Origin of the sequence: Psychrobacter nivimaris (genome assembly GCF_904846365.1) — a bacterium.
GTDB lineage: Bacteria > Pseudomonadota > Gammaproteobacteria > Pseudomonadales > Moraxellaceae > Psychrobacter > Psychrobacter nivimaris_B.
Genome location: NZ_CAJHAL010000014.1, coordinates 35,463 through 61,485, shown reverse-complemented (window position 1 = coordinate 61,485; position 26,023 = coordinate 35,463). Strand labels below are relative to the sequence as shown.

21 protein-coding genes are annotated in these 26,023 nt (G+C 41.2%); 8 read left to right on the top strand and 13 right to left on the bottom strand.

Annotation, left to right across the window (positions count from 1 at the left end; translation table 11 throughout):
• Positions 1–6: 6 nt before the first annotated feature.
• From JMX63_RS07480 to JMX63_RS07470, 3 genes are all read right to left on the bottom strand, one after another.
• Positions 7–1,020 (bottom strand): NAD-dependent epimerase, encoded by a 1,014-nt coding sequence (locus JMX63_RS07480; RefSeq protein ID WP_201571833.1) that lies wholly within the window; start codon positions 1,018–1,020, stop codon positions 7–9.
• On the bottom strand, positions 1,020–2,186 hold the full coding sequence (locus tag JMX63_RS07475) for a nucleotide sugar dehydrogenase (RefSeq protein ID WP_201571832.1): 1,167 nt from the start codon (positions 2,184–2,186) through the stop codon (positions 1,020–1,022). The genes JMX63_RS07480 and JMX63_RS07475 overlap by 1 nt, the downstream gene beginning before the upstream one ends.
• 83 nt (positions 2,187–2,269) lie before the next feature.
• The gene (locus tag JMX63_RS07470; protein ID WP_201571831.1) at positions 2,270–3,280 is read right to left on the bottom strand and encodes a Stealth CR1 domain-containing protein; all 1,011 of its coding nucleotides are present in this window, start codon (positions 3,278–3,280) and stop codon (positions 2,270–2,272) included.
• Between the two features lie 260 nt (positions 3,281–3,540).
• Between JMX63_RS07470 and JMX63_RS07465 the strand changes: the two genes are divergently transcribed.
• A complete protein-coding gene (locus JMX63_RS07465) occupies positions 3,541–4,713 on the top strand; it encodes a glycosyltransferase (RefSeq protein WP_227673281.1) in 1,173 nt (390 codons plus the stop codon).
• Positions 4,714–4,765: 52 nt separating this feature from the next.
• On the opposite strand, the gene JMX63_RS07460 is transcribed toward JMX63_RS07465, so the two are convergent.
• The 4 genes from JMX63_RS07460 to aspS form a co-directional block, all read right to left on the bottom strand.
• On the bottom strand, positions 4,766–5,623 hold the full coding sequence (locus tag JMX63_RS07460; protein ID WP_201571830.1) for a hypothetical protein: 858 nt from the start codon (positions 5,621–5,623) through the stop codon (positions 4,766–4,768).
• Positions 5,624–5,719: 96 nt separating this feature from the next.
• The gene (locus JMX63_RS07455; protein WP_201571829.1) at positions 5,720–6,520 is read right to left on the bottom strand and encodes a glycosyltransferase; all 801 of its coding nucleotides are present in this window, start codon (positions 6,518–6,520) and stop codon (positions 5,720–5,722) included.
• A 150-nt stretch (positions 6,521–6,670) separates the two neighbouring features.
• Positions 6,671–7,717 (bottom strand): lysophospholipid acyltransferase family protein, encoded by a 1,047-nt coding sequence (locus tag JMX63_RS07450; protein WP_201571828.1) that lies wholly within the window; start codon positions 7,715–7,717, stop codon positions 6,671–6,673.
• A gap of 67 nt (positions 7,718–7,784) precedes the next feature.
• A complete protein-coding gene (gene aspS / locus JMX63_RS07445) occupies positions 7,785–9,611 on the bottom strand; it encodes an aspartate--tRNA ligase (RefSeq protein WP_201571850.1) in 1,827 nt (608 codons plus the stop codon).
• 374 nt (positions 9,612–9,985) lie between these two features.
• Between aspS and sohB the strand changes: the two genes are divergently transcribed.
• The 5 genes from sohB (at position 9,986) to JMX63_RS07420 (ending at position 15,766) form a co-directional block, all read left to right on the top strand.
• Positions 9,986–10,966, top strand: a complete 981-nt coding sequence (sohB, locus tag JMX63_RS07440) for a protease SohB (RefSeq protein WP_201571827.1) — start codon at positions 9,986–9,988, stop codon at positions 10,964–10,966.
• 258 nt (positions 10,967–11,224) lie between these two features.
• A complete protein-coding gene (locus tag JMX63_RS07435; protein ID WP_227526716.1) occupies positions 11,225–12,475 on the top strand; it encodes an acyl-CoA dehydrogenase family protein in 1,251 nt (416 codons plus the stop codon).
• 241 nt (positions 12,476–12,716) lie between these two features.
• Positions 12,717–13,961 carry a phosphotransferase family protein gene (locus JMX63_RS07430; RefSeq protein WP_201571826.1) on the top strand — a complete coding sequence of 415 codons (1,245 nt, stop codon included), beginning with the start codon at positions 12,717–12,719 and terminating at the stop codon, positions 13,959–13,961.
• Positions 13,962–14,009: 48 nt separating this feature from the next.
• Positions 14,010–14,774 (top strand): histidine phosphatase family protein, encoded by a 765-nt coding sequence (locus JMX63_RS07425; RefSeq protein ID WP_201571824.1) that lies wholly within the window; start codon positions 14,010–14,012, stop codon positions 14,772–14,774.
• Positions 14,775–14,896: 122 nt separating this feature from the next.
• Positions 14,897–15,766 (top strand): SDR family oxidoreductase, encoded by an 870-nt coding sequence (locus tag JMX63_RS07420; RefSeq protein WP_201571822.1) that lies wholly within the window; start codon positions 14,897–14,899, stop codon positions 15,764–15,766.
• A gap of 89 nt (positions 15,767–15,855) precedes the next feature.
• Here the strand turns inward: JMX63_RS07420 and JMX63_RS07415 are convergent, their stop codons facing one another.
• The 6 genes from JMX63_RS07415 to JMX63_RS07390 all read right to left on the bottom strand — a co-directional run bounded on the left by JMX63_RS07415 (position 15,856) and on the right by JMX63_RS07390 (position 23,318).
• Positions 15,856–17,556, bottom strand: coding sequence for an AMP-binding protein (locus JMX63_RS07415; protein ID WP_201571820.1), 1,701 nt, complete (start codon positions 17,554–17,556; stop codon positions 15,856–15,858).
• Positions 17,557–18,197: 641 nt separating this feature from the next.
• A complete protein-coding gene (locus JMX63_RS07410; RefSeq protein ID WP_102092208.1) occupies positions 18,198–19,895 on the bottom strand; it encodes an AMP-binding protein in 1,698 nt (565 codons plus the stop codon).
• Positions 19,896–20,301: 406 nt separating this feature from the next.
• Positions 20,302–20,499, bottom strand: a complete 198-nt coding sequence (locus JMX63_RS07405; protein ID WP_201571819.1) for a hypothetical protein — start codon at positions 20,497–20,499, stop codon at positions 20,302–20,304.
• Between the two features lie 461 nt (positions 20,500–20,960).
• Positions 20,961–21,737, bottom strand: coding sequence for an ABC transporter permease (locus tag JMX63_RS07400; protein ID WP_227673280.1), 777 nt, complete (start codon positions 21,735–21,737; stop codon positions 20,961–20,963).
• 147 nt (positions 21,738–21,884) lie between these two features.
• Complete coding sequence (locus JMX63_RS07395) at positions 21,885–22,724, bottom strand: ABC transporter ATP-binding protein (protein ID WP_201571815.1); 840 nt, start codon at positions 22,722–22,724, stop codon at positions 21,885–21,887.
• Positions 22,725–22,730: 6 nt separating this feature from the next.
• Positions 22,731–23,318 carry a thioesterase family protein gene (locus JMX63_RS07390; RefSeq protein WP_201571813.1) on the bottom strand — a complete coding sequence of 196 codons (588 nt, stop codon included), beginning with the start codon at positions 23,316–23,318 and terminating at the stop codon, positions 22,731–22,733.
• Between the two features lie 205 nt (positions 23,319–23,523).
• Here JMX63_RS07390 and xthA point away from each other — a divergent pair, with 205 nt between their 5' ends.
• Together xthA and argJ are read left to right on the top strand one after the other, a co-directional pair.
• Positions 23,524–24,348, top strand: a complete 825-nt coding sequence (gene xthA, locus JMX63_RS07385) for an exodeoxyribonuclease III (protein ID WP_201571811.1) — start codon at positions 23,524–23,526, stop codon at positions 24,346–24,348.
• A gap of 191 nt (positions 24,349–24,539) precedes the next feature.
• Positions 24,540–25,763, top strand: coding sequence for a bifunctional glutamate N-acetyltransferase/amino-acid acetyltransferase ArgJ (gene argJ / locus JMX63_RS07380; protein WP_201571809.1), 1,224 nt, complete (start codon positions 24,540–24,542; stop codon positions 25,761–25,763).
• The last annotated feature ends 260 nt before the right edge of the window (positions 25,764–26,023 follow it).

Sequence of the window (26,023 nt, the reverse complement as noted above, 5' to 3'; positions counted from 1 at the left end):
GTTTGTTTAGACTGAATAATACTGTTTATACCAATCGACAAATTGTTTGATACCTTCTTCTATACTAGTTTCAGGCTTAAAGCCAATATCTTCTACTAACTCATCTATGTCTGCGTAAGTAATCGGTACATCACCTGCTTGCATAGGCAATAAATTTTCTTGCGCTTTTTTGCCACAAGCGTCTTCAATGGCAGTAACAAAACGGCGCAAAGTGACTGGCTGATTATTACCAATGTTGTAAATCTTGTAGGGAGCAGTCGCTGTCGTAATAGTAGAATGCTGGGGAGAAGGGGCCTTATTAATTATACGAATAATGCCGTTGACGATATCATCAATGTAGGTAAAGTCACGCTGCATATCACCATTATTAAATACATTAATTGGCTCACCAGCTAGAATTTTCTTTGTGAACGAAAAATATGCCATATCAGGTCGACCGTAAGGACCGTAAACGGTGAAGAACCTTAACCCTGTTGTAGGGATATTATATAAATGGCTATAGCTATGTGCCATAAGCTCGTTGGATTTTTTGGTGGCGGCATATAGGCTGATAGGAAAATCAACACAATCAGTAGTGGTAAATGGCTGCTTTATATTCATACCATAAACAGAGCTAGAGCTCGCGTAGATTAAGTGTTTTATATCGTGGTGACGACAGCCTTCTAGAATATTAACAAAGCCAACCACATTTGAGTCGATATACGTATTAGGGTTTTCGATAGAGTAACGCACACCTGCTTGGGCACCTAAATTAACAACCGTATCAAATTGGTAGGTTGCAAAAAGCTCAGACATAGCTTCACGATCAGCCAGATCTAACTTAATAAACGTAAAAATTTCTGGATCTGATATCTCACCTAATATTCTCAAACGCGCTTCTTTTAGATCTGTATCATAATAGTCGTTGATATTGTCGATACCAACGATACAGTAATCCCTAGCAGATAGATCTATTTCTAGTATCGCCTTGATTAAATGAAAGCCAATAAAACCTGCCGCACCAGTGACCAGTATTTTCATTAGTCGCTCCCAAATAGATCGCGAGTGAATACTTTGTCTGCGACATCTTTTATATCATCAGATAAACGGTTTGCGACAATGACATCACTCATTGATTTGAAGGTGTCTAAGTCCTGAATCACACGCGAATTAAAGAAATCATCTTCTTTCAATACAGGCTCGTAGACAACGACTTCTATACCTTTTGCCTTGATACGTTTCATGATGCCTTGTATCGCAGATGCTCTAAAGTTATCTGACCCACTTTTCATCACTAGGCGATGTATTCCCACGATTTTTGGCTGTCTTTCGATGATTTTATCTGCAATAAAGTCTTTGCGGGTTCTATTAGAATCAACAATGGCTTTTATCAGGTTGCTTGGCACTTCATCGTAATTTGCTAATAACTGCTTAGTATCTTTGGGCAAACAGTAGCCGCCATAACCAAATGAAGGGTTATTATAATGGTTGCCAATGCGAGGGTCTAAGCCAATCCCTTCGATGATTTGTTTGGTCTCAAGTCCAAAGGTTTGCGCATAAGTATCAAGCTCATTAAAATAAGCCACGCGCATCGCTAAATAAGTATTAGAAAATAATTTGATCGCTTCAGCTTCAGTAGACTCTACAAATAATAGCGGTGCATCTTTTTTGACTGCACCCTCGAGTAACAGATTGGCAAATATTCGAGCCTGCTCAGACTGTGCGCCTACAATGATACGTGAAGGATAAAGGTTGTCATGTAGTGCCTTACCTTCGCGCAGAAACTCAGGCGAAAAAATAATGCGATCAGTCGCATAACGTTCTCTGATACTGGTTGTATAACCAACTGGTACTGTGGACTTTATAATGATAGTCGCTTGTTGATTCACTAACAGCACTTGCTCAATGACGGCTTCTACTGTGGAGGTATTGAAATAATTGGTCTTTGTATCATAATCAGTTGGCGTGGCAACGATGATGAAATCTGCATCTTTATAAGCTTCTTTGGCATTCAGCGTTGCAGAAAAATTGAGCTCTTTATGCAATAAAAAATCTTCGATATCTGTATCTTCGATAGGAGACTGCTTGGCGTTTAACAAGGCTATTTTTTCAGCGATGACATCGACAGCAACGACTTCGTTATGCTGTGCTAACAGCATTGCATTCGATAAGCCTACGTAGCCTGTACCTACTACTGCTATTTTCATAATATATCCAAGTAATTTTTAAGCTTTTATTGGTTTAAGTCAAGAATGAGTAATCATCATTATAGTTTAAACTTGGTCTGAATTCATTTGGGGACAGTATTTGTGGTATCTAACACGGAATTAGGCAGATAATCCAAGAATTTGTGCCTCATGGCTTGGCTAACTTTTTTATATAAACCTGACTCAAGAAGATCCAAACTTTGAATACAACCATATTTAACAGTTTTATCTTCTAAGGCAAGAATAAAATCTTCTACACTATGCTCATTTTTTAGATAGTTGATAGAGATATTAGGTTTTAAGTGTGCTTCGCCTTTTTGAATTTTTAGATGATTCATCAGTGTTATAGGATTAACTTGGGCGACATCTCTGAATTTATATTTTATCTGCTCAGTCAATAGTTGCGGATGGTTCAATAAATGGGACTTTAAGATATTTTTATCGACAATATGAGGGTAGTGATGAATTTCAAAAAACTGATTCATGCCCAGTATTTTAGCACTTAACATTTGCGCGATAGTATGTCTTGGCTGTATCGGTGTACCAAACAATTTAAAGCGTGATTTTCGAAAATTGAGCTTGGCATTCAAAGCAGCACTTTTACGCCATTCACCGTGAACGATTAGCTTCTCACTGTCTAAAAAGTCATCTATCGCCACTGGTTGATTAAAAAAGAAATCATCGTTCATATAGATAAAATAGTCAGACAGTCCTTTGATATTCCAAATCATCGTCTCAATTGATCGAGTGTTGAAGGTCGGTAAAAATTCCTCATAACCCGAAAATATGTCCTGATGATCAACGATGCGTATTTTATCTTCTGAGCAAATACCTTGCTTGGCAAACTCATCGACGAACGCTGGCTTTTGTTGATCTGTGACAATATATATATGACGACAAAAAGGCACATATTTGATGATAGAAGCAATATTATAATATATCTCATCGTCGCTGGCGAAACGCGTGTCAGTTATTGCGTCAGATGCCACTTCTTTACTTGGCTTATACTGTTCTCGCTTTTGTTTGAGTATAGGGTCTGCGCCATCTACCCAAGCAATGACGACATCTAATGTGTTTTCATTAGGCTGCTTCATAACTAATCCTGTTCTTTGCGGATACACATCTATGTTAGTAGCGATATTAGACCAGCTATGATATTTGCTGATGCGATTATTAACAAGGTTTAATCGATTTAGATAGTTAGACTAATTATAATTTTTTATAGAGATACCGTTAAATCCTGCTCGTACTTTACTGAGTAAATGCCGAGCACCAGCGGTAGGTGAGACTAGCATATAAAGTCAGAACGCTGCAATAATTATGACCATAGTTGCATTCATTTGGCTAACCTATCATGCCTATACCGTTAAAAAATCAAGCTGAGACACTAATGCCATCTATTATTCTGTTTATGTTAAAAGCGCTTGAAGGTCGCGGTGCTGAGCGTATGGTTACGACTTTGGCAAGCGCTTATGCAGATATGGGCTATCGTACTCATATCCTATGCTTGGAAGCGACGCAAGATATGCTACTAGACGCTCGTGTGCAATATCACATCGTGCCATATGATGAGATGTTTTCTGAGCAAAATCTCGACCCAGAATCTACGCAAGCACAAGCCTATGAATCAGTCGCTAAACGTATTGATGGTTACGTACGTAGCCAAATAGGGAAGCCAGATTTGATACTGGCTAATATCTATAAGATAAACTGGATTATGGCATATAGTCAGTTGTCAAATATCGTAAATGTACTGCATACAGCACTATCTAAGCAGTTCCAAAATCAGTTATTAGAGACGCCAGTACAGACTATAAGTCATTTGAAAATGGTCTATGGCGCTCATCCTTGTAGCTGTGTGAGTAAGGGTGCACGCCAAGACCTGATTGATCTTATAGGAAATATTACCAAAACCACAACAATCTATAATCCTTGTGATGCTGCTGATATAAATACCAAAGCAGCAGCATCTAGCCATCTTGAACATTTTGGCTTAGTAGATAAAGAGTACATTATACATGTCGCCTCATTTGATGACATGAAAGGTCATCGAGACTTGCTACAGGCGTATGCCAAAACAGAACGAAAGCTGCCGTTAGTACTAGTGGGTAAAGGTAGGCTTGAATCAGAGATTAAACAGTTGGCTGTCCAACTAAATATTAGCGATTGCATTAAGTTTTTAGGCTTTCAGACCAACCCTTATCCGATCATTGCCTCAGCTGCACTGATGGTACTCACCTCTAAGTTTGAAGGCTTCGGATATGTCATCGTAGAGGCGCAAGCACTGGGTGTACCAATAATCAGTACGGATTGTCCTTTTGGGCCAAGAGAACTATTACCTGAGCAAAACTTGATTGCGGTAGGTGATATTGATGGCTTGGCGTTACTCATCGATCAAGCCATAGACAACCTTACAGATTATATAGTGCCACTAAACCAGCAGTTGCTGCCTGAACATATTGCAAGACAGTACTTAGAGTTTGGTTCTGTTTTGGATTCAGATAAAATGAGGGTTTATAACGTGTAGTGGTTCTTAATTAAACGCAATTAAGTCGAGGTTATTAATTGTGAGTCATTAACTAGAAAGTGTCGAATAGCGATTTAGAGATAGGAGAATGATTGATGACAGGAACACCATGCGATTGATAGATTCTGCCGAGTAAGTTAAACGAAGGAATAATGCGCTCGTTCATGACTTTGCTGAGCATACTTGGTGCACTATTGTTTTTATTTTCATAAAATCGTGGTTGCTTACTGTTGAGCAGATCAATACCGTACAGATGAATACTCGCTGCTTGACGCGAAAACGCCAACTGCGCCGCTACATAAGCGACAGTACCTGCTTCCACAAACCCATGAGTAATGTTAAGAGAGACGCCGATGTCAGCCGCTTTATGATCGCTATCAATAATAAAGTTTGGATTATTGATAAAGTACGATAGCGGCATTTTTTTATTGAGTAATTTTTTCTTAAAGATAAGCTTATTAAAAGATAGCTTGTTTGACTTGACTCCCCATGGCCTATCCACTGGGTACAACACTCGCATGGCATGATGGTACGTTCGCATAATATCAGGGTGCGTGGTGGCCATCGCTTCAAAGACAGCTAATGTTGCATATAGAGGTTGACCCTTATAGTACTGCTGTAAAATCTCCGGCTGATGACTGATAAAGCGCGCATCACTGATGACGTAACCAGCAATATCGGTAAACTGATGCTGCCCAATCAGGCTGATACTGCCATTGACAAAAATAGTAGGCGTATCTAGTAGCTCTGATAACGGCAGCTGCTGTATAGATGGCCCTGAGGCGATAATATTGACGTCTTTTCCATGCAAGCTCTGTTCAGGTTCATTGGCATTAAACGCATTGATAATGATGAGCTCATTATCAATATTGAACCCAGCGGTAGCAGGTAATCTCAAATATAGCGCCATACTATTTTCCAGTCGTTTATTTCACCTATCTTATATCTTAATACACTGCCTTTACGCTAATTATAAATTGTCTACATATGGTTAATTACTAAGCATTTATTGCCAATGGTCTTTTAACCATGGGCTTGGCTTCACATGTCGATACCATTTACCGCCACTACCAGAAATCGCATCGGGCGGGTTGATCTCACCGTGGAAGATAACGATTTTTGCATCATCCGGCAGAGTAGGTGTGCGCACAAAGTTAAAAGGAATCGGCGCAATACATTGGTACTTAAAGCTGACACACCATGTCTTATCCCAATACTCTAAGTGGTGATGCTCACGCAAATAGTTAGAAAGGTAAGCCTGCTCGTGACGTACTTGGGTGCGAATAGTTTCAAAGTTTCGCTCAAAATTAGACAGCAAATCAGGATAGGTATTCATACCAATATTGAAGCGATAAACAGAGCTATTGCCAATCATACGCCAAGGTTTTTTCCAGTCGCGGATGATGACGACACTGTCTTCATGCACTGCTTGATAAGTAAAAAACGCATCGATATTATCGACAATGACGATATCAATGTCTAAAAATAGGGCCACACCTTTTAAATCATACAGCTCAGGTTTAAAAGTAGTCAGTTTTTTCCAACCACGTTCAGGACCTGCTGGTAAATCCATATCGGGTATCGGATAACAGGCAATCGCAGGGTCAATACCTGTGCTGTCATCGGTCAAGCAAACCATTTGGAAATCTAAGGTTAAATGTCGACTAACCATGTTGTAGAGACGATTGACGTATTCAGGACCATATTTGTCGCCCCATTTCATACAGATGATATAACGCTGTTCAGCAGCATTTGTGCTAGTCTGATTAGGATCTGTAGATGAAGTCTTAGTTACGTCAGATGTCATAATGCACTCGTATTGAGATAATAGTCAGATAAATGAAGGATTAATAAAAGTAAAAGAATATAGAGTTCAGCCAATATTAGCATAGCTGTGACTGATGGAACGTTTAAACTGATAGTACGTCTAAATAGTGCAACGTTAGGTTGGTGATGACTAATGATTGTCGAGCTTAGTGTTATCATTTTTAACAGCACTATCGTTTTTAGCATTGTCGATTTTAACGTTGTCGATTTTAACGTTGTTATTTCGAACGCTATCGTTGATATCGCTATCAGAACGACTAGAAACGCTAGAATGGTGAGATTGGATAAAGGCTGCTAAAGTCTCTTTATCTTTTCGGTAAGGGTTGCCTAAGTTTGGTATACGCTTAAAACGTCGATAGCCCCACATATAATGACTGTAGTTGTCTGTAATCATACGCTCCATGGCTTGATTGAGAGCATGAGTTGCCACTTCGGCGTTACGGTCGTATAAAGCAGGATTATCGAGTTTGTAGCAGTAGATATCAAAACCGCGTCCATCGGTACGGCGAATACAAGATAAGCCAACCAGCACACATTTGGTTTTGCTAGCCAGTTTAGAGGCAAGGGTGCTGGTCAATGTTTTGATACCAAAGAACGGAACAACAACACCGCCTGATGGCTCTGGAACGTGGTCTGGCAGTACAATACTAAAACCACCTTGCTTGAGCGTTTTAAACACGGCTTTAACGCCGCTACCATCAGTAGGTACCAAAGTCGCGTTAAGTCGCGCTCGACCCTGAAGGATAAACTCGTTAGCGAATTTGCCGTCAACTGGCTTATACATAATGGTTGGCGCACCAAACTGGTTGAGCCAAGCATTCATCATCTCCCAAGTGCCGAGATGCGGGACGATAGCAAGCATGCCATTTGGATTGTCAAGACCTTCTAAAAAAATGTCTTTATTATGGACATCACAAATCTGAGCGATACTCCACTCAGGAGGCATCGCCCAGCTTTTTATAGATTCAATACTGGTCAAACATTGATGATAGATGATGTCTTTAGTCAGCGCCCGTTTTTGCTGCTCAGACAGTGTGTGAGTAATCAGCGCCAGATTGATCTGAATGGTACGCATGATACTTAGACTGGGTATCTTAATGATAACCCACGCAACAAAACGTGCCAGCATCTGCAGTACAGACAATGGCACGACTTTGAAAATATGATACGGATTCATGACCACTCACATGGTAATGAATCACGTAACAAGCACTGTAGACAGCAACCGCGCATCATCAAACGATTTATTCAGCAGGCTTGCTGGTATCAGCTTGTGCTTTTTCACGCACACGGATACCAAGCTCACGTAGTTGTTTGCTATCAACGCCAGCAGGTGCTTGAGTCAGTGGGCAATCAGCCGTTTTGGTTTTTGGGAAGGCGATAACGTCACGGATAGAGCTTGCGCCTACCATCAACATAATCAAACGATCCAAACCAAATGCTAGGCCGCCATGCGGTGGCGCACCGAATTTTAGAGCATCAAGTAAGAAACCAAATTTGTCTTCAGCCTCTTGCTCACCAATACCTAAGGCTTCAAGTACAGCTTGCTGCATATCGTAAGTATTGATACGTAAGCTACCACCACCAATCTCAGTACCGTTCAATACCATGTCATAAGCGATAGATAAAGCAGATTCTGGATTGTTTTTCAACTCTTCAACTGAGCCTTTAGGCTTAGTGAACGGATGATGCATCGACGTCCAGCGACCATCGTCAGTTTCTTCAAACATTGGGAAGTCAGTCACCCAAAGTGGTGCCCATTCGCAAGTCGTCATTTCAAGATCTAGACCGATTTTTTGACGTAATGCACCAATCGCATCATTCACGACACTGACTTTGTCCGCACCAAAGAAGATAATGTCGCCATCTTCTGCAGCAGTACGCTCGATTAAGCTTACCAGTACGTCATCAGTCATGTTTTTGATGATTGGAGACTGTAAGCCAGACTCTTTATCCACACCGTTGTTAACGCTGCTAGCGTCATTGACTTTGATATAAGCCAAACCGCGTGCGCCATAAATACCAACAAACTTGGTATAAGCATCGATTTGCTTACGGCTTAATGATGCGCCACCAGGAATACGTAGAGCAGCCACACGACCTTTAGGATCGTTAGCAGGACCGGCAAATACCTTGAAGTCAACGTCTTTCATCAAATCTGCAACGTCAACCAACTTTAGAGGAATACGTAAGTCAGGCTTGTCTGATGCATAGTCACGCATGGCTTCTGCGTAAGTCATGCGAGGGAATTGCTCGAACTCAACGTCCATCATCGTCTTAAACAAATGCTTGATAAGACCTTCGTTGATGTTCATGATTTCTTCTTCGTTCAAGAAAGACGTCTCAATATCCACCTGAGTAAATTCAGGCTGACGATCGGCACGTAAATCCTCATCACGGAAGCATTTAGCAATTTGATAATAACGGTCAAAACCTGACACCATCAATAATTGCTTAAATAGCTGTGGTGACTGCGGCAAGGCAAAGAAGTTACCTGGACGGGTACGTGATGGTACAAGATAATCACGCGCACCTTCAGGCGTTGCACGAGTCAAGATAGGCGTTTCAACATCCAAGAAACCATGATCGTCTAAATAACGACGAATCGCTGAGGTTGCCTTGGCACGGAACACCATACGTTCTTGCATTTGGGGACGACGCATATCAAGATAACGATACTTTAGACGCAGGTCTTCAGATACAGTTGTTTTTTCGTCATTCAATGGGAATGGCGGCGTTTCAGACTTAGCCAGTACTTCAATTTCTTTGCCCAATAGCTCAATCTGGCCACTGGTCATATTATTATTTTCAGTACCTTCATAACGGCGACGTACGCGGCCAGTTATCTTTAGCACGTATTCAGGACGTACAGCATCTGCTGCTGCAAAAGCTTCTGGGGTATCAGGGTCGACCACGACCTGTAAGATACCAGCGCGGTCGCGCATGTCTAAGAAAATCACGCCACCGTGATCGCGACGACGATGTACCCAGCCTACGATACTAATGGTTTGCTCAAGCAAGCTCTCGGTTACGGCTCCGCAATACTCGTCTCGGTATTCGCTATGCGTCATAGTGCTTTGCGTCATAATATGGTTATCCAGTTATCAGCCCAATTCGAAGTACAATAATGCAGCCATTGCTGTGCGTTTCAAGCTATTTGCAAAAAAAACACACAAACAACGCGATTAAGACATATGGTCATCACGTTGGCTGCAGAAAATTTGATATAAACGCATATTATGCCTAATCTGCCTTTGTTATACAACCAGCTGAGTTCAATCAAAGAACGGGAGTCTGCAAGTATCTGACGTATTTATTCAGTGATATTTATATTGGGTTAAATATTGTCATCATGCTTGAAAACACCGCTTAGTGTGCACATATCAACCGCACGCTAATAAAAACAGCCATATCAATATATTTACTGACTTGAGGATTTGTAACCATGCTATTTCATCCCCCTAAAAACCCTGTTGAGCTTAAAATACGCCACTTGAATGATGCTCAAAAGCAGCGCCGTGAAGATTTGATGGAAGCCACCCAAGGCAAAGCTGCCCTCAAACAGTTCAAAAAAGTCATGGCCAAAAAAGCCAAGCAAGCATTGAAAGCAAAAACTAAAAATAAGAAAAAACATACCGATCATAAGGCACAAGTTTTTGTGCTCGATTTTGACGGTGATATCAAAGCAACTGCGGTCAAACACTTGCGTGAAGAAATCAGCACTTTAATTAGTACCGCAAATAAAGGTGACGAAGTTATCGTACGTCTTGAATCAGGCGGTGGTCTGGTACATGGTTATGGTTTGGCCGCAGCGCAATTGGTTCGCCTGAAAGATGCTGGTTTAAAACTGACTGTTTGTGTTGATAAAGTGGCGGCAAGCGGTGGTTATATGATGGCCTGCGTTGCAGACAAGGTAGTAGCTGCACCATTCGCTATCATTGGTTCAATCGGTGTGGTGTCACAGTTGCCAAACTTCCATAAATGGCTAAAAAACCATGACGTCGATTATGAAATGTTTACCGCTGGTGACTATAAGCGTACGGTGACTGTATTTGGTGAAAATGATGCCGAAGACCGTGCCAAATACCAAGAAGAACTAGAGCAGACGCATGAGCTATTCAAGCATTTTGTTAATACATATCGTCCAGAACTCGATGTTGCCAAAGTAGCTACGGGTGAGCATTGGTATGGCGAAGATGCGTTAAAGCTTAACTTAATTGACAGTCTACAAACTTCAGACAGCTATATTTTAGAGCGTATGGAAGACAACGAAGTGTACGCACTTTATTCACGTCAGAAGCCGACGTTAGCAGAAAAGCTAGGATTGGCTCAAGCAGCAGAAGCGACACTGAGCATGGCTGTAGATAAATTACCTGATGCACTTGCACGTTTTGATTTGAACAGCCGCCTAAATATTCTGAAATAATGTTAGTTATCATTATGATAGTTAAATAATGGTATTTCAGCGCTCAGAAGTTTTTGGATACATTGTTTATATTTTGTAAAAGGCGTGGCCTAGCTGGTCGCGCCTTTTTGCTGTTTATTGACAATTGCTGTGTTATAAATGTAGCACACGGAAAACAGTATACGTGCGTACACTAAAGCTCTAGTAGAGCTTTTTATCAACATTTGATTTAGACAATCAATAAAGAAAAGGAAGTCATTTATGTCTAACGACAATTTAATGTTTACCGCAACAGAACATGGTCAAGCCATGCATGCCAAAGTCAAAGCGTTTATCGAAACGAATATTGAGCCTATCGAAGCCCAATTCTGGGAAGATTGTCATAAGAAAAACCCTGATGGTAATTGGGAAAACTGGGAATGGCCAGAAGCCTACGAAAACCTGCGCAAACAAGCACGTGAAGAAGGCTTATGGAATTTATTCCTGCCAGATGACACACTAGGTGCAGGACTGTCAGTCACTGATTATGCGCCTATTGCAGAATTGACTGGTCGTAGTTTGCTAGCACCTCATGTATTTAACTGTAATGCACCTGATAGCGGTAACATGGAGCTGTTATGGCGCTACGGTACTCAAGAGCAGCAAGACAAGTGGCTTACCCCAATCCTAGAAGGTAAGACACGCTCTGTATTCTGTATGACTGAGCCTGACGTGGCGTCAAGTGATGCAACCAATATGCAAGCAACAGCCGTAGTAGATGGTGATGAGATTGTCATCAATGGTAGTAAGTGGTGGTCATCTGGTCTTGGCGATCCAGCAGTTGATGTCTTGATTGTGATGGCATATACCGCGGATGAAAGTGCAGACCGTCATCATCAGCATTCGATGGTACTTGTGCCAGTCAACACACCAGGTGTAAATATTAAACGTATGCTTAAAGTGTTTGGTGATTATGATGCACCGCACGGCCATGGTGAAATTAGCTTTGAAAATGTGCGTGTGCCAGTCAGCCACTTTATTGGTGGGCCTGGTAAGGGATTTGAGATTGCGCAGGGTCGTCTAGGGCCAGGCCGTATTCATCATTGCATGCGCTGTATCGGTGCTGCCGAAAAATCTCTTGAGTTAGCGGTCAAGCGTGGTATGTCACGTACTGCCTTTGGTAAGCCATTACTACAATTGGGTGGTAACTTTGAGCGTATCAGCGAAGCCCGTATCAAAATCGACCAAGCACGCTTGCTCACATTGTACGCCGCCCAAAAAATGGATGCTCAAGGCACCAAAGCCGCATTGACGGAAATCTCTGCTATCAAAGTAGTGGCGCCAACTGTGCTACAAGAAGTCGTTGATATGGCGATTCAGATTCATGGTGGTATGGGCGTGTGCCAAGATACATTACTACCGAACTTCTACGCGCAAGCACGTGTACTACGTTTGGCAGATGGTCCAGATGAAGTACATAAAACCATGATTGCCAAACTAGAACTAAAACGTCAGGGCTTTAGTCGTTCTGCTAAATCTGACAAAGCTTAGTCTTAAGTTTAATCTTAACAAACGGTTGTGTGAGTTAGTTTCGATTTGCTCACGCAACTATCAAGAATAAGCCAATCAAAATGCTAATTAAGAATTCACTATTAACAACTTAGTAGTGAATTTTTCATCACTAGAGCGAGTCCTCATTTCAAAAATAGTGAGAAGAATGAGATAAATTGAATTGAGAACTAGCTCGCATATCTGTTATAAAAATAAATGACCACATGATAAGGAATGTCTCATGGCAACTGATAATAAAGTACTAGACAAAGGCGGTGCCGTACGCGAGGGTGAAGAGCTTGATGCCAAAGCAGTCAGTGAATGGCTTCGCGGTCAAGGTGTCGGCGTAGTAGGCGAGCCTAAGGTCACTCAGTTCTCAGGCGGCGCATCAAACTGGACGTATCGACTACAGTATGAGGGTGAAGATAAAAACCAAGACCTCATACTACGTCGTCCACCAAAAGGTACCAAGGCAAAATCTGCCCATGACATGGTGCGTGAGTACACCGTTCAAAAAGCGTTAAAAGATGCTTATCCTTATGTACCTGAGATGATTGCGCTATGTACGGATGAAGCTGTTATCGGCGCTGACTTTTATGTGATGGAGCGGATGGAAGGTATTATCCCTCGTGCAGAATTACCAGAAGGTATTGATCTAAATCCAGAACAAACGCGTCTGCTTTGTACCAATGTATTAGACGCTTTGGTAGAGCTACACCAGATAGACTATACCGAGCATTCTGATTTGGTCAATTTGGGCCGCGGTGAAGGTTACTGTGAACGCCAGATCAGTGGTTGGGATAAACGTTATGTTAAAGCAAAGACGCCAAACGTACCGAGCTTTGCACTGGTTAGACAATGGCTTGCTAAGCACACGCCTGCTGATAGCAAAACTTGTATCATTCATAATGATTGGCGCTTTGACAATGTCATACTTGATGCGGATGAGCCGACCAAAGTTATTGGCGTGCTCGACTGGGAGATGGCAACCCTTGGTGATCCATTGATGGACTTGGGTAGTGCGTTGGCTTACTGGATTGAAGAAGATGATAATATCATCATGCAGCAGTTCCGTCGTCAGCCAACACATTTAGAAGGCATGATGACGCGCGATGAAGTGGTTGAATATTATCTAAAACAGTCAGGTTTAGAGATAGATAATTGGACCTTTTATGAAGTGTTCGGATTGTTCCGCCTCTCAGGCATTATTCAGCAAATCTACTATCGTTATTATCATAAGCAAACCACCAATCCAGCTTTCAAAAACGCTTGGCTCGTTATACATGTCATGCATGCTAAATGTTTGAAATTAATTGCGCAATATGAAGGCGAAGCCTTATTCAATGCGCATGTGCAGCCGCATTTAGAAGACATAGGGGTAGATGCTGCTGCTATCGAGCAGTTACCAAGCCCTGTTCAAAAAGTGGTCAAAAGTATTTTACCAAAAGGTTATTTTGCAAAAGCACCTGACTCTCCTGAAGCGTAAGCATTCAGCAAACCGTACTTTAGCAAATATGATAAAAGGTAATAATTTATGACAACCATACTTTTAGCACGTCATGGCCAAGCGTCTTTTGGACAAGAAAACTATGATCAACTCTCAGAGCTGGGCAGTATTCAAGCCCAAATGTTAGGTCAGCACTATGCAGCTACGCAGCGCCGTATTGATGCCATATTTACTGGTAGGTTGGTTCGACAGCAAGACTCAGCACGTCATTTTTGGGAGCGTTACCAATCATCTGTACATGTTAATAATAGCAATGGCACAGCTGTTGCGCCCGCAATCAACTTTGATCAGCCTGATAGTTATATTTTGCCGCAATTTGATGAATTTAATCATAAAGACGTGTTCGTTAAGTCAGCAGAGGCATCTGGTAATCGATCTGACATCTCAGCTGAAATCGCCAAAGCAGAATCGCCAGCGACACGACTGGCAGAGCTATTTGATCAAGCGATGCGACGGTGGCATGCTGGTGACAATGATCAAGACTATCTTGAAAGTTGGCCACAGTTTAATAATCGTGCACAGCAAGCCCTTGAACAAGTACGTACAAAAGTAGCAAGCATGAGCTTAGGTCAGGACAGTACCGTGCTCGTATTTACTTCAGGCGGTGTCATCGCTGCAATCACTGCACAGTTATTGCGACAAGGCAGTCAGACTGCTTATCAGCTGAATAAAAGCTTGGTTAATACGGGTGTGACCTCTATTACTTTAAAGAATCAAAGTTCTCGCTTGTTATCTTTAAATGAATACAGTCATTTATTCTCTGATGGCAAACCGTTTGTGACATGGCGATAAATTTACATATGATTTGCGAATAAGGTAGTGTCATATCTGCTTAAAGTATAAGCCTTATCGACGTTTATACTAAAAAGTTACCAATTTGATTCTGTGCAATATCGATATACAAAGGACGGTACATGCAAAATAAATTAATAAAATTGGTTGCTAAAAGTGCGCGCCATAGCAAAAACCAGATAGTAGGCGCGGTTCGACCTGCAAGCTATCTAAAAGACTTGAGTCAGCAGCAAGTAGGCAAAGGTAAAACGGTGCTTATCACAGGTGCCAGTTCAGGTCTGGGCGAGGGTATGGCCAGACTGTTTGCTAGCCTTGGCTACAACTTGGCTATATGTGCGCGTCGCATTGATCGTTTAGAGCATTTAAAATCGGAGATGATGGACAAGTATCCTGATATCCGAGTTGAATGCCAAGCACTAGATGTGAGTGATTATGATACGGTCTTTCAAGTATTTGATGCTTTTGCAGATAATTTCGGTAGCATTGAGCGAGTAGTGGTCAATGCTGGTATTGGTGATAGCCGCCGCATTGGTAAAGGGCATTTTGAGACTAATCGTCGCACTGCCGATGTCAATTTTGTCGCCGCACTGGCACAGTGTGAAGCCGCCATGAATATCTTCCGTGCTCAGAACAATGGCCATTTGGTCGTGATATCGAGCATGTCAGCCATGCGCGGATTGCCTAGGCATCTGACGACCTATGGTGCAAGTAAAGCTGGTTTGGCTCACTTAGCAGAAGGCATTCGCGCCGATATGCTTTTGACCAATCTTCCTATCAAAGTTTCTACAATTTACCCAGGTTATATTCGCACTGAAATCAACGAAGGCTCTAAGCCATTACCGTTCGAAGTCGACACAGATACTGGTACTAAAGCTATTGTCGCAGCTATTGAAGCGGGTGTGGATGAAGCCTGTGTGCCGAGCCTGCCTTGGTCCATGGTCAGTCATGCCATGAAGCATTTGCCATTACAGGTGATGAATAAACTAAGCTAATCAAATTGGTTTTCCTAAGGTAGAAAAGAAGAAGCCCACTACAATAATAGTGGGCTTCTTCTATTTACTCTGAAATAGCAGGGCAAGTATTACAACGTTTGAGGGTTGTTTGACATATGCTGTTCACGCAGCTTTTGACGCAGTACTTTACCAACGTTACTCTTTGGTAGTTCGCTAACAAACTCAATATGACGTGGACATTTATAACCAGTCAAATTTTCAAGTGCGAATTCCTTGATGACTTCTTTAGTGACGTTATTATCAGCAGGTACGATATAAATTTTAACCGCCTCACCTTGATTTTCATCAGGAATACCAATTACGGCACAATCGACGATACCATCACAATCGAGCATAACTGACTCGATCTCATTCGGGAATACATTGAATCCTGAAACCAAAATCATGTCTTTCTTACGATCTAGTAGAGTAAAGTAGCCTTTCTCATCCATGCTAACGATATCGCCAGTGCGGAAGTAGCCATCGCGAGTAAAGTCATTGCTATTGTCTTTATTAAAGTATCCTGACATGACGTTTGGACCTTTGATACACATCTCGCCTGATTGATGCATGCCAACACGCTCACCGTTTTCGTCAATCACGATAATATCGACACTCGGTACAGGTATACCAATAGTACCGTTGAACTTGCGATCAGTGATAACGTTGGCAGTACCACCAGCCACACCTTCCGTCATACCCCAACCTTCAACCATGGGGCAACCAGTCACTTCTAACCAACGTGCTGCGGTTTGCTCGGTTGCCGCCATACCACCTGCTTGCGTGATACGTAGCGAGCTAAAGTCTAAGTCTTTAAAGTTTGGTTGGTCAAGTAACCCTTTAAATAGAGTGTTTACAGCAGGGAAGATGTGGAATGGTTGTTTTGATAACGTTTTAATAAACCCAGGCATATCGCGCGGATTAGGCACTAGGATAAAGGTATAACCTGAACGCATACCAAGCAGACTTAGCATGAAGGCAAAAATATGATATAGCGGTAAGGCCATAACCATATTGATATATACTTCATTGATACCTGAGGTCACAGGACGATACCATGCCTCTGATTGCATAGCAGCAGCAACGACATTACGTTGTGTTAGGATAGCACCTTTAGATAATCCAGTCGTACCACCTGTATATTGCAAGATCGCTTTTTGTTGTAGGGTGGTTTTTGGTGCTTGAATCGGTAGGTTTTTTCCCTTTTTTAATACTTCAGGGAATTTAGTGACATTGTACTTAGGATCGTTCAGGTTGTATTTTGGAACCAAGCGTTTGACCTGACGGATGACTGTATTGACCAAAATACCTTTTAAACCCATCATATCGCCCATTTTTGACAGCACGATACGTTTGATATTGGTTTCTTCAATGACTTGTTCTAAAGCTTGAGCAAAGTTATCCACAACAAAAATAACCTGAGCGCCCGAGTCGTTCAATTGATGACGTAGCTCACGGCCTGTATATAGCGGATTGATAGGTGTACAAACGTAACCTGCACGCAGAATACCAATCATAGTCGGTAGGTATTGTGGAACGTTCGGCATCATAAGAGCTACTACGCTACCTTTAGGTAAACCTTGAGCTTGTAACCATGCTGCTACTGCCAGTGAAGCGTTATCAACATCACCATAAGTATGCGTCACACCCATACAGATAGTCATCGGATGCATACGAAAGCGGTTAAAACACTCTTCATATAACTCTATGAGGCTTTCATACTGATCAGGATTAATCGTCTTGGGTACATTTTCTGGGTATTGAGCAAGCCAAGGTTTATCTACAGTCATGATTAGCGTCCTTAAATATTAAAATAAATTAAGGCTCTATAAAAAAGTAGTCACATCCATGTCAACAATTTAAATCGCTGTTCCGTTAGCAAGAAATTGTCGAGTGCTATCCTATATGTTCACATACTGCTAAAATACGGGGCCCTTATAAAGTTTGATTTAATCACAGAGCATAAATAGCTCATCAGATTAAAAAACCAATTAATGTTTTGGTAATGAAAATAGCTACTAGTAATGCTGCTAATCAATCGATATGAATCATAATTATATAAGATCAAAATAACAGAAAGTATAGTGACACATTTTGGCAATACATTAACATAACTACAACCGTGCCTGTTATTCTTATACAAGAACTTGATAGTTTACAGTTAAATTTGATAAATGAAACAATATATGTTGAATAATCAGAAAATACCTAGACAAATAATTTACTTTCTTATCAAGTAATTAACATGAAATTTATTCAAAAAATGTCATATAACTGAATATGAAAGTAGATTTGTAGTAATTATAATAGAGAAATTTTATAGTTGAATGACAGAAAATAAATATACAAAAAGGGCATCTTACAATTACTGTAAGATGCCTTTAGTAAAAATAAATTCATGTTTTTAGAATTTTTTAAAAATTGTCTCTATTTATACTTGAGGGTAGTCTGCATTGTGTTTTTCACGCAATTTTTGACGCAGTACTTTACCGACATTACTCTTTGGTAAGTCGCTCACAAACTCAATGTGACGTGGACACTTATAACCCGTTAGATTGTCTAACGCAAAATCTGTAATCACTTCTTTGGTAACATTATTGTCTTCAGGTACTACGTATATTTTGACCGCTTCACCTTGATGACTATCAGGAATGCCAATTACCGCGCAGTCAAGAATACCATCACAATCAAGCATCACGGACTCAATTTCGTTTGGAAATACATTGAAGCCTGAAACCAAGATCATGTCTTTTTTGCGATCTAGCAGTTTAATATAACCCTTGTCATCCATGCTGACGATATCACCAGTGCGGAAATAACCATCACTAGTAAAATCAGCACTACTGTCTCTATTCAGATATCCAGAGGTTACGTTAGGGCCTTTAATACATAGCTCGCCCCCTTCGTTTAGATCTACATGCCTGCCGTCTTCATCGATAATAATAACATCTACGCCAGGTGCTGGCACACCGATAGTACCGTTAAACTCACGATTGGTAATAACGTTGGCGGTGCCGACTGCAACGCCTTCTGTCATACCCCAACCTTCGATCATCGCGCAGCCAGTTACTTCTAACCAGCGATTCGCAGTTTGCTCAGTAGCCGCCATACCACCAGCTTGTGAGATACGTAAAGAGCTAAAGTCCAAATCTTTAAAATTAGGATTATCGAGCAGCCCCTTAAAGAGGGTATTTACTGCAGGGAAAATATGGAATGGTTGTTTTGATAAGGTTTTAACAAATCCAGGAATATCACGTGGATTAGGTACTAGTATAAAAGTATAGCCTGAGCGCATACCAAGTAGGCTAAGCATGAATGCAAAAATATGATAGAGCGGCAGCGCCATTACCATATTGATATACACTTCGTTGATTTCTGACGTAATAGGGCGAGTCCATGCTTCTGATTGCATTGCTGCTGCTACGATATTACGCTGTGACAAAATAGCGCCTTTCGAAAGGCCTGTGGTACCACCTGTATATTGCAAAAATGCTTTTTGATCCAAAGACATTTTTGGTTGCTGAAAAGGTAGGTTTTTACCTTTTTTCAATACTTCAGGGAACTTAGTGACATGGTATTTAGGGTCATTGAGATTATACTTGGGTACTAAGCGTTTGACCTGACGAATAATCGTATTGACCAAAATACCTTTCAAACCCATCATATCGCCCATCTTCGATAGGATGACACGTTTGATAGCCGTTTCTTCAATGACTTGCTCAAGCGCTTGGGCAAAATTATCGACCACAAAAATTGCTTGGGCACCAGAATCGTTAAGCTGATGGCGTAATTCTCGGCCAGTATATAGTGGGTTGACAGGGGTGCACACATAGCCTGCACGCAGTATCCCAATCATAGTTGGCAGATACTGTGGAACGTTTGGCATCATGAGAGCGACGACACTACCTTTTGGCAAGCCTTGATTCTGTAGCCAAGCAGCGACTGCCATCGAAGCATTATCGATATCACCATAAGTATGAGTCACTCCCATACAGATGCTCATTGGGTGCCCACGGAAGCGATCGAAGCATTCTTCGTACAGCTCCATGATGCTGCTATATCTATCGGGATTAATGGTTTTTGGCACACCGGCTGGATATTGAGAAAGCCAAGGTTTGTTCGATATCATAGTTAGCATCCTTGCGATTTGATATAGGCTAAAGTATTTTGAAAAGGTAGTTATCAATCTATCAATGGTACAAAACACCACTTATTTAGGTGGTATATACCATCTTCAATAGCATCCCTGTCTATTGATTAATAGCTAGTTTTTTTGCTGCTGTCACAGCATTTTATTCAATGAGTATTTATATAAAGCATTAAATAGAACAAATAAATAAAAAGTTCAGTAATAAAAATAATGCTCGTTCTAAAACTATTTATCTATAGCTTACAAATAGAGTATCAAAAAAACGATACATTTGAGCAATACATTAGCATGAATTTAGTCTAAAACAATAACAGTAAGCGATACTGATCAGTACATATATTAACTTATAAGAATATAGTGACTTTGCTGGCTGACAAAAGAAGGATTAGATAATTAATATTGATGAGCTGATGAAACACAAAGGAATGTAGATGCCAAAATTATTGCGGTTGCTCATTGGGTGCCCACGGAAGCGATCGAAGCATTCTTCGTACAGCTCCATGATGCTGCTATATCTATCGGGATTAATGGTTTTTGGCACACCGGCTGGATATTGAGAAAGCCAAGGTTTGTTCGATATCATAGTTAGCATCCTTGCGATTTGATATAGGCTAAAGTATTTTGAAAAGGTAGTTATCAATCTATCAATGGTACAAAACACCACTTATTTAGGTGGTATATACCATCTTCAATAGCATCCCTGTCTATTGATTAATAGCTAGTTTTTTTGCTGCTGTCACAGCATTTTATTCAATGAGTATTTATATAAAGCATTAAATAGAACAAATAAATAAAAAGTTCAGTAATAAAAATAATGCTCGTTCTAAAACTATTTATCTATAGCTTACAAATAGAGTATCAAAAAAACGATACATTTGAGCAATACATTAGCATGAATTTAGTCTAAAACAATAACAGTAAGCGATACTGATCAGTACATATATTAACTTATAAGAATATAGTGACTTTGCTGGCTGACAAAAGAAGGATTAGATAATTAATATTGATGAGCTGATGAAACACAAAGGAATGTAGATGCCAAAATTATTGCGGTAAAATAAATTGATCTTTTTTATTAAAGAATCGTCGATAAATAAGTAAGGCGCTGATGGTGCAGCCAAGCGTGCTGCTGACACATATCAGGAACATAGTAACTATTTGATAGCGTACGGCTTGAGTGGGATCGGCGCCCGCTAGGATTTGACCCGTCATCATGCCTGGTAAGCTAACAATACCGACGACTAGCATAGAGTTTAAAGTTGGAGTCATGCCATTAGTGATAGCTGCCTTTATCTGCTCATGGACGGCTTCGAATGGCTTAGCAGATAGACTGAGCATCATCTCGATACGCCCTGATTGCTCATGAAAAGATTCGATCAATTGATTGCTCGTCAACGAAATGGCAGTCAGAGAGTTCCCTAATATCAGACCCAATATAGGAATAATAAATTGCGGTGTATACCAAGGCTGCACATTCAAAATCGCTATAATCGCAATCGCCGTTACTAGTATTGCTGAGATACCGACTGCCAATAACGTATCTGTTAATAACCCCTTATAACTGCGTTTAACGCGATTTTTGGCGGCACTTCCTGCAATTAAAGTCATGACCGTTAAGATAAGTAGCACTTCATACCATTGTTCACGTGCAAAAATCCACGCCAGTATCAGCCCAATAAAGCTAAGTTGTATGATCGTACGAAAGGCCGCTATTAGAAGGGTCTTGCTTAGTTTTAAACGTAAGCGCCAAGAGATGAGTAATACAATGATAATTAGGCTGCTAGCAAGAGCGATATCACTATAAGTGAGAAAAATTTGCATATCATTCGTACCACTCATATGAGCTTATTTAGGAAGTAATTATGGTAATAATACAAGGTGAGGGTTGAGGTCATTAACGTGCTAAATTGTCTGAGCAACTATACGACGACTTAATCACTTGATTAAATATTTCTGAATACAAGTTCTTTAAAAGTCTGTAGTGAGTACACCTGCTTGCATGTGCCAGTGTCTATTTGCCAAAGGCATAATATCTTTTGTGTCGTGAGTCACCCATAGGAGTGTGCGCTGAGCATCTGCGTGCAACCAGCTGATGAGTAAGTTGACTAGCTGTGCTGAAGTGCCCATGTCTAAAGCGGCGGTTGGCTCGTCTAGTAATAGAACTTGTGGACTAAGTTGTAATAGACGCAATGTATTGACCAGTTGGCGCTCGCCACCAGATAAGTGCTTGGCGTCCTGTTGCAAAAAATCTGCACTTCTATCTAAGTGTTGAAGCTGAGCAACATGCCAGTCTATGTTAAAAGTCTGCGACTGGTGAGCGTGCAATTGATAAGGCATTTGTAAGTTTTCAAGGACACTGCCGTCTAACAACTGTGGGTGCTGAGCGAGTAGGGTAACTTGCTGGCGCCACAGTACAGGTGCAGTCTCATGAATATCGTGATAAACATTACTCGACGTGTCATTATCATGCAAACGAATAGTACCGCTGCTCATGGGAAGTAACCCTGCCAATATTCGCAACAGTACTGATTTACCGCTACCAGACGCTCCTGTCAAAACAGTAACTTGCCCTGACAATAGCGTACCGCTCGCACCGCTTATTAGCGTTCGATCAGGAGTTGATGGCTCTTTATCCAGTGAAGCGTCTGCGGTTAGCTTGCTTGCCCATTTTTGATAAATGCTATACGGCATAGAGCTTTTATTCGAGGCTTCTTTGCTATTTTTAATGCTTTGAGCATTTATCGTCCGTTGGCTATGTACCCATAGGTTATCAAATTCAAGCAACACTCTATCCGTATCTATGCTCATAGCGTTCTACTGCTGACCATTTACTTGCTCGTCGATAGCTTGTTCGATCGTAACGCGCAGTTTTTTTGGTACACGAATAGGACGCATTGGTGGGGTTGTCGCTGAAGTATCTGGTTTATCGCTGCCTATCTCGTCATTACTCATTGGCTCTGGTTTGACGAGGTTTTGTACGCAGGCAATGACAATTTTGGTACTGCTTAGTAGCTGGCTATCATCTGTTTCGTTAGTACTATGATTTGGTAGATTGCGATAGATACTTTGATAAAATATGATGCTGGCAGGTTTTAGCTCCACTTTATCAATACGTACGCTAATTACCTCATCTAATAGAATGGCTCTTTTGTATTGCAAGTCCGCCTGACTCACGACAAAATGCTGCACTTCACCGCTATCAGTCTGCAAAAAATACCCATTTAAGCCCAGCTCAGTAAACCAGTCGCGTCGGCAGTTTTCAAAAAACACCAAGTGATTGGCGTGATAGACTATACCGCCAGCATCAGTATGGTTAATATAGACGTTATAATCTTTAGCAAATAATGGTTTGGTGTCATCACTCATGGCTGATGTCGTATTTTTTTGCTTAATTGTTGTCATAGTAATGCTCGATATTTTTAGTAAGTATTGTTGAATAAAAGTGTTTCAGATAGACCAATAATAGATAGTGCTTATAATAGAGTTACTCTAGCTCAAGATATCAGGCCATGCAACCGCTAGAAACGCTTACATTTGTTATCATAGCCGTTTATATTTCCCTCATTTATAGAGCGCTATATTCTAACCAATCAGTATAGGACAGTTTATGACCCGTTTTGTCAGTTTTAACATCAATGGTATCCGTGCACGTCAGCATCAGCTCGAGGCGGTGCGCGAGGTAATCGATCCTGATGTCATGGGCCTACAAGAAACCAAGGTTCATGATGATCAATTTCCGCTTAGCGATATCGAAAGTCTAGGCTACCACGTAGAGTACTTTGGACAAAAAGGGCATTATGGCGTTGCACTGTTATCCAAAGCTGCACCTGTATTTGTACAAAAAGGCTTTCCTGGCGAAGATGAAGAAGCCCAAAAGCGCTTTATCCATGCACGTTATGAGTTTGAAGGTCGTGAAGTAGATGTACTTAACGGGTATTTTCCGCAAGGAGAGAGCCAAGATCACCCGACCAAATTTCCAATGAAGCGCGCTTATTATGCCAATTTGATGGCTTATATTGATACGCTAAAAGCGGAAGGTCGTTCGATTATCGTCATGGGTGATATGAATATTGCACCAGAAGATATCGATATTGGTATTGGTGAAGTTAATGCTAAGCGTTGGTTGAAAAACAGAAAAACCTCATTTCTGCCGGAAGAGCGCGAATGGTACTCAGCATTGATGTCACGTGAGTTAACAGATACTTACCGTCTGCATTATCCAGAAAGCACTGAGTTATACAGCTGGTTTGATTATCGCAGTCGCGGCTTCAATGATGAACCTAAGCGCGGGTTACGTATTGATCATATTCTATGCACCTCGGATCTAATCGATAAATGTATCGATGCTGGTATCAGTTATGAGCTACGTGCTATGGAAAAACCATCTGACCATGCACCGATTTGGTCAGCATTTGACCTAAAGAAACAGTAATACTTATATACCGTGATGCCTATATATAGTCAATCTTATGTAAACTAGGTACGATAATCAGCTTGCTCAGTTTATTAGTTATAGAGCTGAAGCTAGTGCTTCTTGTATTTGAATAAGCTTAAACTGACTATAGTATTTATCACTTCGTATTACACAAATAACGATAAAAATTGAGAAATAAGGATTTTATTATGGCTGTTGGAAATGTATCAGTACCTGACGTTATCTATCCTATCGATGGTATCAAACTCAGTGCCACAGCGGCAGGTGTCCGTTATAAGGACCGCGACGATCTAGTAGTTATCGAAATATCTGACAAGGCCACTACTGCGGTTGTAACCACTAAAAACACCTTTTGTGCCGCGCCAGTGCGAGTATTGCGTGAGCACTTTGCTAAGGTTAGTCCGCGCTATTTAGTCACCAATACGGGTAACGCAAATGCAGGTACGGGCGCTGATGGCAAGCGCCGCGCTATTGATATCTGTACAGCATTGGCTGACAAGGCCGGTGTAGATACCAATACGATATTGCCATTCTCTACTGGCGTGATTGGTGAGCCGTTAAATAGTGATGCCGTCATCGCAGGTTTGGATAATGCATTGGCTAATCTAGCGTCTGATAGCTGGCTAGCCGCTGCTAATGGCATTCGCACGACAGATACTATTCCTAAATTGGCCAGCCAAAAAATTGATGTAGCAGGTACTAGCTATCATGTCACTGGTATGTCTAAAGGCTCAGGAATGATACGCCCAAATATGGCGACCATGCTAGGCTATGTGGCGACAGATGCCAATATCACCGCTGACTTACTGCAAGAAATGCTAAGCGCTATCAATGAGCAGTCTTTCAACCGAATTACTGTCGATGGCGATACCTCAACCAATGACTGTTGTGTGTTAATCGCAACAGGTGCTGCTAGCTCAGAGGTGATTGATAGCACAGAGCATCCACATTATCAGCCTGTATTTGATGCATTGGCTGATGTGTTTGTCCGTCTGGCACAATTGATTGTGCGTGATGGCGAAGGCGCTACTAAATTCATGACGGTCAAGGTGACTGGCGGTCAGACCACGCAAGAATGCTGCGATGTGGCTTATGCAGTCGCACATTCACCCTTAGTAAAAACGGCATTCTTTGCCAGTGATGCTAACTGGGGACGCATATTAGCAGCAGTGGGCTATGCTGGTATCGAAAATTTAGATACAGAGCAAGTTGATGTGTATCTAGACGAGGTAATGATTTGTCAAAATGGCGGTGTTGCACCTGACTATACAGAAGAGGCGGGCAAAACAGTCATGAGCCGACCTGAGATTACCATTCATATCGACCTTGCACGTGGCGATGCTAGCGATACCGTATATACCTGCGATTTGTCATACGATTACGTCAAAATAAACGCTGATTATCGTAGCTAGTACTTCTCCATAAAACAGAATTTGCGTAGTTGCATCAAAGCCAGAACAATATTTGTTCTGGCTTTTTAATGTCAAACTTCTGCTCAGTAGCAAATAACTCTGCTATTCAATACGCTTCATTAACATCAGTTGCAAAAGCTGACGTTACTTTACAAAGCAGTTATAGAGGGTAAGACGAATAGCGACCTATAATGGTTTCAGTAAGAAGCAAACAACCTTATTAGCTTGTAGCAAAGCAAGATAAGGTGTTCAAAACAATA

Excerpts from the sequence above, each read along its gene's own strand:
- JMX63_RS07480 (WP_201571833.1), bottom strand. The coding sequence starts at position 1,020 with ATGAAAATACTGGTCACTGGTGCGGCAGGTTTTATTGGCTTTCATTTA.
- JMX63_RS07475 (WP_201571832.1), bottom strand. The coding sequence starts at position 2,186 with ATGAAAATAGCAGTAGTAGGTACAGGCTACGTAGGCTTATCGAATGCA.
- JMX63_RS07470 (WP_201571831.1), bottom strand. The coding sequence starts at position 3,280 with ATGAAGCAGCCTAATGAAAACACATTAGATGTCGTCATTGCTTGGGTA.
- JMX63_RS07465 (WP_227673281.1), top strand. The coding sequence starts at position 3,541 with ATGCCTATACCGTTAAAAAATCAAGCTGAGACACTAATGCCATCTATT.
- JMX63_RS07460 (WP_201571830.1), bottom strand. The coding sequence starts at position 5,623 with ATGGCGCTATATTTGAGATTACCTGCTACCGCTGGGTTCAATATTGAT.
- JMX63_RS07455 (WP_201571829.1), bottom strand. The coding sequence starts at position 6,520 with ATGACATCTGACGTAACTAAGACTTCATCTACAGATCCTAATCAGACT.
- JMX63_RS07450 (WP_201571828.1), bottom strand. The coding sequence starts at position 7,717 with ATGAATCCGTATCATATTTTCAAAGTCGTGCCATTGTCTGTACTGCAG.
- aspS (WP_201571850.1), bottom strand. The coding sequence starts at position 9,611 with ATGACGCATAGCGAATACCGAGACGAGTATTGCGGAGCCGTAACCGAG.
- sohB (WP_201571827.1), top strand. The coding sequence starts at position 9,986 with ATGCTATTTCATCCCCCTAAAAACCCTGTTGAGCTTAAAATACGCCAC.
- JMX63_RS07435 (WP_227526716.1), top strand. The coding sequence starts at position 11,225 with ATGTTTACCGCAACAGAACATGGTCAAGCCATGCATGCCAAAGTCAAA.
- JMX63_RS07430 (WP_201571826.1), top strand. The coding sequence starts at position 12,717 with ATGGCAACTGATAATAAAGTACTAGACAAAGGCGGTGCCGTACGCGAG.
- JMX63_RS07425 (WP_201571824.1), top strand. The coding sequence starts at position 14,010 with ATGACAACCATACTTTTAGCACGTCATGGCCAAGCGTCTTTTGGACAA.
- JMX63_RS07420 (WP_201571822.1), top strand. The coding sequence starts at position 14,897 with ATGCAAAATAAATTAATAAAATTGGTTGCTAAAAGTGCGCGCCATAGC.
- JMX63_RS07415 (WP_201571820.1), bottom strand. The coding sequence starts at position 17,556 with ATGACTGTAGATAAACCTTGGCTTGCTCAATACCCAGAAAATGTACCC.
- JMX63_RS07410 (WP_102092208.1), bottom strand. The coding sequence starts at position 19,895 with ATGATATCGAACAAACCTTGGCTTTCTCAATATCCAGCCGGTGTGCCA.
- JMX63_RS07405 (WP_201571819.1), bottom strand. The coding sequence starts at position 20,499 with ATGATATCGAACAAACCTTGGCTTTCTCAATATCCAGCCGGTGTGCCA.
- JMX63_RS07400 (WP_227673280.1), bottom strand. The coding sequence starts at position 21,737 with ATGCAAATTTTTCTCACTTATAGTGATATCGCTCTTGCTAGCAGCCTA.
- JMX63_RS07395 (WP_201571815.1), bottom strand. The coding sequence starts at position 22,724 with ATGAGCATAGATACGGATAGAGTGTTGCTTGAATTTGATAACCTATGG.
- JMX63_RS07390 (WP_201571813.1), bottom strand. The coding sequence starts at position 23,318 with ATGACAACAATTAAGCAAAAAAATACGACATCAGCCATGAGTGATGAC.
- xthA (WP_201571811.1), top strand. The coding sequence starts at position 23,524 with ATGACCCGTTTTGTCAGTTTTAACATCAATGGTATCCGTGCACGTCAG.
- argJ (WP_201571809.1), top strand. The coding sequence starts at position 24,540 with ATGGCTGTTGGAAATGTATCAGTACCTGACGTTATCTATCCTATCGAT.